Annotated in this window: 12 protein-coding genes; 7 read left to right on the forward strand and 5 right to left on the reverse strand. The window is 48.1% G+C overall.

What is annotated here, in order from left to right:
- Nucleotides 1-3 precede the first annotated feature (3 nt).
- Nucleotides 4-777, forward strand: a complete 774-nt coding sequence (hisP, locus tag ACX9GV_RS05675; RefSeq protein WP_023491200.1) for a histidine ABC transporter ATP-binding protein HisP — start codon at nt 4-6, stop codon at nt 775-777.
- A gap of 107 nt (nt 778-884) precedes the next feature.
- On the opposite strand, the gene ACX9GV_RS05680 is transcribed toward hisP, so the two are convergent.
- The 3 genes from ACX9GV_RS05680 to ACX9GV_RS05690 form a co-directional block, all read right to left on the reverse strand.
- Nucleotides 885-1805, reverse strand: coding sequence for a TIGR01777 family oxidoreductase (locus ACX9GV_RS05680; protein ID WP_473197355.1), 921 nt, complete (start codon nt 1803-1805; stop codon nt 885-887).
- Between the two features lie 68 nt (nt 1806-1873).
- The gene (folX, locus tag ACX9GV_RS05685) at nt 1874-2257 is read right to left on the reverse strand and encodes a dihydroneopterin triphosphate 2'-epimerase (RefSeq protein ID WP_473197356.1); all 384 of its coding nucleotides are present in this window, start codon (nt 2255-2257) and stop codon (nt 1874-1876) included.
- 172 nt (nt 2258-2429) lie between these two features.
- Nucleotides 2430-3374, reverse strand: a complete 945-nt coding sequence (locus ACX9GV_RS05690; RefSeq protein ID WP_473197357.1) for a LysR family transcriptional regulator — start codon at nt 3372-3374, stop codon at nt 2430-2432.
- Nucleotides 3375-3484: 110 nt separating this feature from the next.
- Here ACX9GV_RS05690 and ACX9GV_RS05695 point away from each other — a divergent pair, with 110 nt between their 5' ends.
- Nucleotides 3485-4162: a type 1 glutamine amidotransferase domain-containing protein gene (locus ACX9GV_RS05695; protein WP_473197986.1), complete on the forward strand. Its 678-nt coding sequence runs from the start codon at nt 3485-3487 to the stop codon at nt 4160-4162.
- Between the two features lie 83 nt (nt 4163-4245).
- On the opposite strand, the gene ACX9GV_RS05700 is transcribed toward ACX9GV_RS05695, so the two are convergent.
- Complete coding sequence (locus tag ACX9GV_RS05700; RefSeq protein WP_473197358.1) at nt 4246-4569, reverse strand: cupin domain-containing protein; 324 nt, start codon at nt 4567-4569, stop codon at nt 4246-4248.
- Nucleotides 4570-4595: 26 nt separating this feature from the next.
- Nucleotides 4596-5762 carry an oligogalacturonate lyase family protein gene (locus ACX9GV_RS05705; protein WP_473197359.1) on the reverse strand — a complete coding sequence of 389 codons (1167 nt, stop codon included), beginning with the start codon at nt 5760-5762 and terminating at the stop codon, nt 4596-4598.
- Nucleotides 5763-6261: 499 nt separating this feature from the next.
- Between ACX9GV_RS05705 and ACX9GV_RS05710 the strand changes: the two genes are divergently transcribed.
- The 5 genes from ACX9GV_RS05710 (at nt 6262) to yfcD (ending at nt 11148) form a co-directional block, all read left to right on the forward strand.
- Nucleotides 6262-7839 (forward strand): MFS transporter, encoded by a 1578-nt coding sequence (locus tag ACX9GV_RS05710; RefSeq protein WP_473197360.1) that lies wholly within the window; start codon nt 6262-6264, stop codon nt 7837-7839.
- 485 nt (nt 7840-8324) lie between these two features.
- On the forward strand, nt 8325-9086 hold the full coding sequence (kduD, locus tag ACX9GV_RS05715) for a 2-dehydro-3-deoxy-D-gluconate 5-dehydrogenase KduD (RefSeq protein WP_023492540.1): 762 nt from the start codon (nt 8325-8327) through the stop codon (nt 9084-9086).
- 59 nt (nt 9087-9145) lie between these two features.
- A complete protein-coding gene (locus ACX9GV_RS05720) occupies nt 9146-9787 on the forward strand; it encodes an RpiB/LacA/LacB family sugar-phosphate isomerase (protein WP_473197361.1) in 642 nt (213 codons plus the stop codon).
- A gap of 148 nt (nt 9788-9935) precedes the next feature.
- Entirely contained in the window at nt 9936-10487 is a 552-nt protein-coding gene (gene yfcE / locus ACX9GV_RS05725) for a phosphodiesterase (protein WP_473197362.1), read from the forward strand.
- 82 nt (nt 10488-10569) lie between these two features.
- On the forward strand, nt 10570-11148 hold the full coding sequence (gene yfcD, locus ACX9GV_RS05730) for an NUDIX hydrolase YfcD (RefSeq protein ID WP_473197363.1): 579 nt from the start codon (nt 10570-10572) through the stop codon (nt 11146-11148).
- The last annotated feature ends 509 nt before the right edge of the window (nt 11149-11657 follow it).

Below are 11657 nucleotides of genomic sequence, written 5' to 3' on the forward strand. Positions count from 1 at the left end.
GTCATGTCTGAAAATAAATTAGCCGTCAGTGGATTATACAAACGTTATGGTGACCATGAGGTATTGAAAGGCGTTTCTCTGGCGGCGAACGCCGGGGATGTGATCAGTATTATTGGTTCATCTGGCTCGGGGAAGAGTACGTTTTTACGCTGCATTAATTTTCTGGAAAAACCCACCGAGGGAAGTATCAGACTAAACAATAAAGATATTTCCATGGTACGTGATCGTGATGGTCACTTAAAAGTTGCGGATAGTAAGCAACTGCAGTGGTTACGTACCCGGCTAACCATGGTATTCCAGCATTTTAACTTATGGAGCCATATGACCGTGTTAGAGAATGTCATGGAGGCTCCTATTCAGGTATTAGGCTTGAGTAAAGCGCAAGCTTTTGAGCGGGCAGTGCGCTATCTGGAGAAGGTCGGCATTGATGAACGCGCGCGGATTAAATATCCCGTCCACCTTTCTGGTGGTCAACAGCAACGGGTGTCGATTGCCCGGGCACTAGCGATGGAACCGGAAGTCTTATTGTTCGATGAACCGACTTCCGCCTTGGATCCTGAACTGGTGGGGGAGGTGTTGCGCATCATGCAAAAGCTGGCGGAGGAGGGGAAAACCATGGTGGTGGTGACCCATGAGATGGGTTTTGCACGCCATGTATCCAACCACGTTATTTTCTTGCATCAGGGCGTGATTGAAGAGCAAGGCTCACCAGACGAACTGTTCGATCATCCGAAAAGTGCCCGTTTACAGCAGTTCCTTTCCGGTTCACTGAAGTAAGCGCCGTGATGGTCATTATTTGAAGCTGGTGTTGGTTAAATGGGTCACCTTTTTGCTGGACCAAAACGTTGAATATTTTGGTCCAGCGACTTGCATGGAGTTGCTCTCTATAAACTCTGACGTTGTGACTGGCGATTAACCACATCATCCAGTGCCTGCTCCAACTCCATAAAGTGGAATTTGAAACCCGCCGCCTCCAATTTCCTTGGTATCGCTCGTTGCCCTTCGAGAACCAGTACTGAGGCCTCCCCCATCAGCAAGCGTATGGCAAATGCCGGGGTACGCAGAAAGGCGGGTCTAGCCAACACATTAGCCAAGATGGCGCTGAATTGCTCATTGTGCACTGGGTAAGGGGCCACCATATTAAATGGACCGGACAGTGAGGGATGATCTAACAGATAAATAATGGCATTGACCATGTCGTCAATATGGATCCAGGGCATATATTGGCGGCCATTACCTATTGGCCCACCCAAGCCTAAACGAAACAGGGGGATTAACTTTGCCAATGCGCCCCCTTTGGGGGCCAGTACAATACCGGTACGTAGCAAGCAGACTCGAGTGTGGCTACTTTGCGCCTGAAGTGCCAGGGCCTCCCAACGCTGGCAGAGTTGATGAGTAAACCCAGGCTGGGGTGGCTCATCTTCGGGCACTACCGATTGGCCTTGATCGCCATAATAGCCCACTGCGGAGCCAGAAATCAGTACCGTAGGGGGGAGGGAGCTGGCCTTGATCAAGCCCGCCAGCCGTTCAGTCAGTTCCCAGCGGCTACGGCACAGGCGCTCTTTTTGTGTTGCACTCCACCTTTTATCCGCAATGGGTTCTCCTGCCAGGTTGATCACCGCATCAAATCCATCCAGAGAACGTTGTTCATCCAGCGAAGACCAAAAGCTCACGGTATCACCGAATTTTTCCCGCGCTTTACTGATATTACGGGTCAATAAGGTGAGTTGATGCGAAAGATGCAGAAGCTGCCTGGTGAGGTGGCTACCGATCAATCCTGTTGCGCCGGTAATCAGGATCTTCATGGGCGGATCTCCCTGATAGGTATAAATAGGCTGTTATTCAGAGAGATAATTTATCTCTCTGAATCAGTTTAAGTATAGGAGGGCTCCCGGCAGTAACTCAAGGTCATCGAGACCGAGTCGGCATAACGCAGGGCCAACAATTTATCTATTTCCACTTCAGCATAGGTGACCCAAGGATGTTGTTTCACGATATCGAGCACATCTTGAGTTAATTTTTCCAATAAAGCGAAACGGTTATCTTCGATATGGCGAATGATCGATTTAGTGATCGTGCGGTAATTGAGAGCATCGGCAATATCTTCACTATGACGGGCTTTATCGGCTGGATAGCGAATCACCACATTAACCAGGATATCCTGGCGGTTGTTGATTTCTTCTTCCTTGATACCAATAAAAGTACGTAAGCGCAGGTTTTTAATACGGATAATGGCATCGTTTGGCGGAACAGGCATCGGAAGTCCTCTACAGGTCAGTATGTTGCTACCCAGCATAGATGGAAAATAAGGAAAGACAAAACATTGATCACTGTTACAAGCTAAACGGCGCTGTTTCAGCCGTGGTCGATACCCTTACGGCGGGTTAGGGCCCGCTAATAAAAGTTATCCAGAGCAAGAATGCAATAGTTTAAGAGCCCGAACCAAGCGCAGAACGATTTTCTGCTAATGCTAAGGCATGTTGTTGAATCGTCAGTCGCAACCAGCGGCGCAACCGATCATTATGTGTTCGCTCATGCCAGATCTGCATCATGTCGACACGCGGTAGTTCTAGGGGTAAAGGGTAAAGGCGCAATTCAGGATCGCGAGTCACTGCCTCTTCGCCCACTGAACGCAGACAGGTGAGCAATAAGTCACTGCCTCGGATTAAACGGCTTGGTGCAAGAAAACTGGAGAGCCCAGCAACGACGTTACGCGCGAGGCCTTGGCGTTGAAGATAACGATCAACCACCCCATTGAGATCACCAGTTAATGTTGTCAGAACATGCTCGCAGGCCAGATAAGTGTTCAGGTCGAGCCCATCCTGCAGCAAATGATGACCTGCCGCGGCGAGTACCACAAAATCCTCACTCAGCAAGCGTTGCTGATGAAACGTATCCGGCAGTTGATCGTAGAAACCGGCAATAGCCAGGTCACAGGTTCCCTTTTCGAGTTCTTCCCGTGGTAATAGGCCACGTGTGTTATGGGTGATCAGCACCAGATTGGGCGCCTCTTGTCGCACTATTGGCAACAAGCCTGGCATCATGATCTGCTCCATGTAATCGGTGGTATAGATGTGGATGCGCTCGGCGCGGGCAAGAAAATCACGACCTTCACATTGATCGTAAAACGTCTCAATATCCTCCACTAGCTTTTGCACCTGAACCGCAATTTGATGGGCACGTGGGGTAGGGGCCAGACCGCGTGGTGCCCTAACAAAAAGCGGATCGCCAAACTCATGGCGCAACTTACTGAGTTTATGGCTCATTGCGGGTTGGCTGAGAGACATGCGAACCGCCGCCATTGAGGCGTTACGCTCTTGATATAACACGTGGAAAAACAGCAGCAGATTGAGGTCTTTATTGAATATATTCATTTTTTGAATACCTGAAATGAAAGCTTTTAATTTTTAGAATTATAGCGACTCATCTATGCTTATATCCAGTTCACTGATTCAGGCGCAATAGCGCTCAATGGAGATAAATGATGAAAATCCTGATGGTATTGACCTCTCACGATAAACTGGGTAACACCGGCCACAAGACCGGGTTCTGGCTGGAAGAGTTTGCGTCACCCTATTATGTTTTCCGCGATGCGGGTGCGGATATTACTCTGGCCTCACCGCAAGGGGGCCAACCGCCTCTGGATCCGAAAAGCAGTCAGCCAGATGCACAAACGGCGTCTACTCGTCGGTTCGATCAGGACACCACCGCCCAGCACGCGCTGGCGAATACCGTGAAGTTGCAGGATATTAACGCTGACGATTTTGATGCGCTGTTTTACCCAGGCGGCCATGGCCCGCTGTGGGATTTGGCGGAAGATAGCGTCTCTGTTGCTCTGATAGAACAATTCCACGCGCAGGGTAAACCGGTTGCTGCGGTGTGCCATGCCCCAGCCGTATTGCGCCACGCCAAGAATACAGCAGGCCAGCCCTTGGTTATGGGCAAGCAGGTTACGGGATTCAGCAACAGTGAAGAAGAGGCGGTACAACTGACTCAGGTAGTGCCTTTCCTGGTTGAAGAGATGCTTAAAGGTAACGGTGGGCATTACAGCCGTGCTGAGAACTGGCAGAGCCACGTCGCAGTGGATGGTTTGCTGATTACGGGGCAAAACCCAGCATCTTCCGATGCAACCGCTGAAGCGGTACTCAAATTGCTCAAATAACGAGAGACGCGAACCATCGCTAATCAAACTGCGGGACTCCATTCACAGGGAATGCCTGTGTCTGAGGGCCCGCAGTTATCTGGTTATTTCAAAAAGTCTTCACGCTGAGGGGTAAAGGTATCCAGCAGCGTTCCCGCCTCCAGACAGACACAGCCATGTATCACATCAGGCTTTTTATACAGGGTGTCACCAGCGCCCACTTCTTGGGTAACGCCATCAATGGTAAAGCTGAAACGCCCGGAAAGTACGTAGGTCAACTGCTCGTGGGGATGACTGTGCAATGGACCTATCGCGCCCTGGCTGAAGTTGACCTCCACCGCCATCATGGTGCCACCATGGGCGAGGATACGCCGCGTAACACCATTGCCTAAATCTTCCAGTGGACACTCATTTTTATAGATAAACATAACTTTTCCTCATTACATGCGACAGATCAGGCAAACAGATTTTCAGGTAGTTGCGCCAGATAGAGGGCAGGTTGACCTTCAAAATCTGAAGTGAATAGCACCTGCCGATTGTCCGGAGTAAAGGAAGGATGCGGGTGGGTAACTTGGCGGTCACCGTTGAGCACACGCCATGAGCTGTTATGGGCAGCCAGACGAGCCTGACGTTTCTGCTTGGCATCGAACACATAAAGCCAAGGATCGTTTTCAATGGTATAACCCTGCGCATCTTTAATATCGACCGGTGAGTCGGAACCGTCCCCGACCAACAGGCTACCGTCGTAGTTGCTCATCAGGTGTGAACAAGCCGGCATGGTCATCACAATTTCATCTTTACCGCTTTCAGGATCATAACGGCAGATATTACGCTCTTGCTGGCCTTTTAAATAGGAGACGTACATCAGCGCTGAGCCATCGGGTACCCAGAATTCATGAGTGCAACTCTCCCCTTCAGCATGGTTCTTCACCTTGCGCATATTACTGCCATCTTCATCAATCAACCACATACGCGCATCAACCAGATCGTGTGGCCCTTCATGGCAGAAAGCGACACAATTATTGTGATAAGGGCGATAGATAGGATGGCCCAGCCAGAGGTTATCTTGATAGATGACTCGAGACTCACCACTGTTGAGATCGACGCGTAGCAGGCGGCAGTGTGGTTTTTTGGTAAAGAAACTGTGGAAAATTTTCCAATCGGTCAGGGGTTGCCAATCTTTGCGTGAAATTTCAATCCCCACCAGGCTGGTACAATCGCTGTTCGCCACCCAGGTACCGTAGCCGACCCACTCTTCAGGCACTTGATAGATGGTCTGCTCATCGCCAGTAGTCAACTCGACCCGGCGCAGCTGGCGTTCATTTTTTACGTAAAAGAGAAAACGGTCATCGGGTGATAAAAAACCGCCAAAGGTATTATCGCCAGCCCCTTCGGTCAGTTGAACCGCTTGCTGTTTTTGCAGATCCAGCAGGTAATAGTTGCGATTACCGTCAAACTCACCAGCAAATAGCAGCTTGCTGCCGTCATTGGTAAAGCATTTTTGGTAGAAATAATTGCGGTGGCATAACACATCGGGTGGAGTCAAACGGGTGATCTGCGCGCCGGTACCGGCATCAGTTGAATGATGGAAATTGAAATTGAGAACTGAACCTTTAGCCACAATGGCCTCCCTTAATCTTAGCGATAAACTGTTCAGTGAATACCTGCGCGGTTCAAGCTGTTGTCATGGGGCGGCGTGATTTGGCCTATGTGTAAGCTTTGTCTTGCTGCCGCCAGCCAACAACTCGAAATAGCATGGCGATATGAACAGTAACTTAATTATTAAAACATTATTTCATAAAATAAGAAAAATGAAATCAAATTTACACCCAAGGCCAATCAAGTCGAGCAATTTATGCGAGAGGTATCGCATAAATCGTTTAGTGCTGTGCCGCCTCAGTGCGGGATGACTGCACTTCACCAAGCCTAGCGAACTGTCATGACATACCGTTCAATCACACTAGGGCCTTGTCGCCAAATCCACCGTATAGGTGCTGAGTGACAAATTGATAACTGATGTTTTTGTGATTTATATCACATCAATCTCACCTGCCAAAATGTATAAACTGCGTTCCTTTAAAATTGAAACAATGGTTTATTTTTGTTTAAGAGAAGAGTAGATGAAAACAAGTAGTCGCATTCCCTCGGGAAAGGAGCATAGCGTCACATTTGGGCATCAATTGGCTTATGGTGGGGGGAACCTGCTAGGCAGTGGCGCGTTGGCAATCAGTGGCGCCTGGTTGCTCTATTTTTATACTACTTTCTGTGGTTTGACGCTGTTGGAAGCGTCATTCATCTTCTCTGTTGCCAGTGTTATTGATGCTATCAGTAACCCGGTGATGGGCTATCTGACGGATAATTTTGGTCAGACCTGGCTTGGAAGGCGTTTTGGACGGCGGCGTTTCTTTGTGCTGATTGGTGCGCCATTGATGCTGTTTTATCCGCTGCTGTGGATAGAGGGCTTTGGTTTTTGGTACTACCTCTCCACTTATGTGATATTCGAACTGATTTATACCTCAGTGATGGTGCCTTACGAGACCTTGGCCACCGAAATGACCGATGACTTTGCCGTGCGTTCCAAACTGACGGGTTATAAGGCGATTTTTGGCAAGATGGCCAACTTCCTGGCGGCATTTATTCCTGGGCAATTTATTTTGATCTACGGTAAAGAGTCGGCCACACCGTTCCTCTATACCGGTATTACTTATGGTGTGATCCTGTTTTTTGCTATCGGGACGCTTTATCTGTTCTCGTGGGAGCGCAAAACTGACATCGTGGCCTCGATACAGCAGAAGAAAAAGTCACTGCTAGAAACACTGGTCAATCTGGCGCGTGATATGCAATCCACTTTCTACCTGCGTGTGTTCCGCAAACATCTGGGAATGTATTTGTGTGGCTTTGGTGCTGAGTGGTTGTTTGCGTCGATATTTACTTATTTCGTGATCTTTGTCTTACAGTATGATCCAGCGATGCTGGCGGGTTTGAATAGCCTGAATGCCATACTGCAATTGGTTTCGACCGCTGTTTTCATTGGCATTTGTGTGAAAAAGGGTTTCAGCAAACCTTACATATGGGCACTGGGTATCGTTATCTTTGCCGTTTGTTGTTACTCATTGCTGCATTTCTTCCATCTGCCAGTTTATATCGCAACCATCGCAATTATCGGTATTACGGTGGTATTTGGCCTGGGTACTGGGGGGGTTTATTACATTCCCTGGACGGTGTACACCTTTCTGGCGGATGTAGATGAGGTTTTTACCGGTCGTCGTCGTGAAGGGATCTATGCGGGTGCCATGACCTTCTCCGGCAAAATCATGCGTTCCATTATTGTCTTCACCATGGGGGCTATCCTTAGCTACTACGGTTTTCAATCGAAATCCCATACTCAACCCGAAACCGCGATTGCTGCCATTTCCTGGGTATTCTTTGCTGGCGTGATTTTATTGGCACTGATGGCGATGGTTTTCAGTAGCCAGATGGCGCTTAACCGCCAAACCCACCAAGTGGTGTTATATGAAGTTGCTCGAATCAAGGCGGGCGGCAAGATCAGCGATATTCAACCCGAGGTGCGTTTGGTGATCGAGAAATTGGTGGGGTTACCTTATGAGCAATGTTGGGGTAACAGCAAAATCTGCCAGAAGATGAATATCACTCCTGAGGTTCCCACGACGTTAAGTCAATCATCCTCAACGGTCTGATTAATCTAAACCGGGGCCTCTCACGACATTAAGGGGCCCCGATAACAGGCTGAAAATATTGGGAAATAGTGAAAACCAAACGGGGGCTATTTCTTCATTTGGCAACGTGCAGTTTTTATCATCGGTTGGCAGCGTTGTTTGCTGCCCATTGGCATAAACCGCACTATAGTTGTCATCAATATTAAGCAAGAAAATCAATTTTATTTAAAATAAAACAACGTTTCATTTATTCTTGATTGCAATAAAGATACGCGCTAGACTTGGCATATCCTGATGACAGCAAGGAGACATTGTTTTTCCTTGTGTAACTGCAAGTTGCAGACAGAAAACCATGTGCATCCAAGTGATCGGTAACTGGGGCAGGGCGTGATGCCGAGTTATAGACTCATGCCGGTTCACTTGAAAATAACGGGTATAAACGGGATTGCAAAACGATCCTGACTTTTGATAAGGGCTGTAACGCCCTGAGTAATAAGGATAACAGCATGATTCTCGACAATTTTTCATTACAAGGTAAAGTAGCGATTGTGACCGGTTGTGACACCGGCTTGGGTCAGGGCATGGCGATTGGGTTGGCGCAAGCTGGCTGTGATATCGTCGGTATCAATGTGGTCGAACCCGAAGAAACTATCACTAAAGTGACTGAGTTGGGGCGCCGTTTTTTAAGCTTGAAAGCCGACCTGAGCAAGCTGGAAGTGTTACCTGAGTTGCTGGAAAAAGCGGTGGCTGAGTTTGGCCATGTTGATATTCTGGTTAATAACGCCGGGATTATTCGCCGCCAGGACGCAATCGCCTTCACTGAGAAAGATTGGGATGATGTGATGAACCTGAACATCAAAACTGTTTTCTTTATGTCTCAGGCTGTGGCTCGTCAATTTATTGCTCAAGGTACTGGCGGCAAGATTATCAATATTGCTTCCATGCTCTCTTATCAAGGCGGCATCCGGGTGCCTTCTTATACGGCATCAAAGAGCGCCGTGATGGGTGTAACCCGTTTGTTGGCCAACGAGTGGGCCAGCCATGGTATCAACGTTAACGCATTGGCCCCAGGCTATATGGCGACCAACAATACACGTCAGTTACGTGATGACCAAGCGCGCAGCGAAGCGATTCTTGAGCGTATACCTGCAGGTCGCTGGGGATTACCGCAAGATCTGATGGGCCCAGTGGTATTCTTGGCTTCATCGGCTTCAGATTACATTAATGGTTATACCATTGCCGTAGATGGCGGCTGGTTGGCTCGCTAAGCTTGAGTCAAGTTTGGCATAAAAAATAACTGTTTGATTTTACTGATTGAGAGGAAAAGATGAATATTGCGCTGATGATGGAAAACAGCCAAGCTGCTAAAAATGCGCTGGTTCTCGCACAACTGCAAGCTGTTGCAGCAGGTAATAAGGATGCGGTATTTAACGTTGGCATGTGCGATGACCAAGATCACCACCTGACCTATATCCACCTGGGGATTATGGCCAGCATTCTGTTGAATGCCGAAGCGGTTGACTTTGTGGTCACCGGTTGTGGTACTGGTCAAGGGGCATTAATGTCATTAAACATTCACCCGGGTGTCGTGTGCGGCTACTGTATTGATCCAGCAGATGCGTTCTTGTTTGCTCAGATCAACAATGGCAATGCACTGGCGCTGCCTTTTGCCAAAGGCTTTGGCTGGGGTGCTGAATTGAATGTCCGTTATATCTTTGAGAAGGCGTTTACTGGGCGTAAAGGTGAAGGTTACCCGCTTGAGCGTAAAGAACCTCAGGTGCGTAACGCCGGGATCCTCAATCAGGTTAAAGCTGCAGTGATCAAAGATAATTACCTGGATACCTTGCGCGCTATTGATCCTGAATTGGTGAAGACTGCAGTGAGTGGTGCTCGTTTCCAAGAGTGCCTGTTCTCTCAGGGCAAGAAGCCGGAAATTATAGCGTTTGTTAAGCAGATCCTCGGTCAATAAATCGAGACTGGGTATTTTAGTGGCTGGTGACCTTAGGTCGCCAGCCCTAAATCAAGTTGGCCCTAAATGAAGTTAGCCCCGGCCATTTGAATGCAGTAGGTTATCCCGTTAAAATGGTTTCATATTCTGCATGTGCGAAGGAAAGAGTATGAAGCTGATGTTCGCCTCTGATCTACATGGTTCACTCTCCGCCACTGATAAAATCCTTGAATTGTTCGAGCAAAGCCAGGCCAGCTATCTAATGCTGCTGGGAGATGTGCTCAACCACGGTCCGCGTAACCCCTTACCCGATAATTACCAACCTGCACAGGTCGCTGAATGCTTGAATCGCTATCGCCATAAAATCATCGCGGTTCGTGGCAATTGCGATAGTGAAGTTGACCAGATGTTGTTGTCATTTCCTGTTATGGCGGATTTTCAGCAGGTGTTATTGCCCGAAAGACGACTGTTTTTAACCCACGGGCACCTTTATCATCCCAACAATCTTCCCCCGTTAGCCAATGGTGATGTACTGGTATATGGCCACACGCATTTGCCACAGGCAGAAAGGCAAGGGGAGTTTTATTGTTTTAATCCGGGTTCACTCAGTATGCCGAAAGGCGGTTTTGCTGCCAGTTATGGTACCTTGATAGATAATGTTTTGAGCGTGAATGCACTGCATAGTGGCAAGATGGTTGCTGAGGTAGTATTAACACACTAACTTATACGCTTAGTATATTAACACACTGATGGATCAACCCAGGCGCGGCTGGCATCGTGCCCTAAATAGAAGGTTTTAAAGGATGGCGGAACAGGTTCAGGCTAAAGATATCGAGTGGGTCGATATCGTTAATGAGCAAAATGAAGTGATTGCTCAGTCCACTCGCCAACAGATGCGCGCTCAACGTTTACGTCATCGTGCGACTTATATTGTGGTGCATGATGGGATGGGCAAAGTTTTGGTGCAACGCCGCACTGACATTAAAGATTTCTACCCGGGATGGCTGGATGCCACGGCGGGTGGGGTGGTACAAAGCGGCGAAAATATCCTGGATTCTGCCCGCCGTGAGGCCGTTGAAGAACTGGGTATTGCCGGGGTGCCGTTTGCTGAGCATGGCCAGTTTTACTTTGAAGCTGAGCAATGCCGCATTTGGGGCACCTTATTCAGTTGTGTCTCTCATGGTCCTTTTGCGTTACAAGAAGAAGAAGTTGCCGAAGTAAGTTGGCTGACACCGGAAGAGATCACCGCACGTTGTGATGAATTTACGCCAGACTCGTTGAAAGCGCTATCACTGTGGTTAACGCGTAATCAGAGCCAAAGTCATGGCAAGCCATTGCAGCCAGAAGATATCGCCAGTTCTTCTGATGAAGAAAAGGCCTGATAGACTCTTGGTGTGGCTTTGCAGAGCGTGATGTTGCATGGAGCTATCTTGCTGAGTCCGACTTTGTTGCCGAGTGGGGCATGTTCCACGTGATCGTTCCCGGCCCCGCTATCAATTGAGGGGCTATCTATTAACGCCTTTATGGTTCCCGATAGGGCATCATTTGACCATCCTGTTCACCTTCCCCCCGCTCAGGCTGTTTTGGTTCCATCACAGTTAGCTAACAAGTCCATTTCAAACCCTTAGCGCTCACGTTACATTTAAATCAAAATAATTTATTTTAAATCAGCAGTTTAAGTTTTTTTTGTTGTCTTTTTTTGTTTTCTTATGTAGGTTTGAAAAAAAACAAAACAGCGTTTTACCTTGATCACACTTTAGCAATTCACTGCATGACGTGGGAGAAAATTGCGATATAATAATTTGAAATTGCGTTTCAGTTTGTTTGGTTTTGCGTTTTGTTTAACAGGGAGAAGCTAACATGGACCTGGTGTACCGTATCAAGAGGCTTT

This window comes from Serratia sp. 25CWL12 (assembly GCF_055790885.1).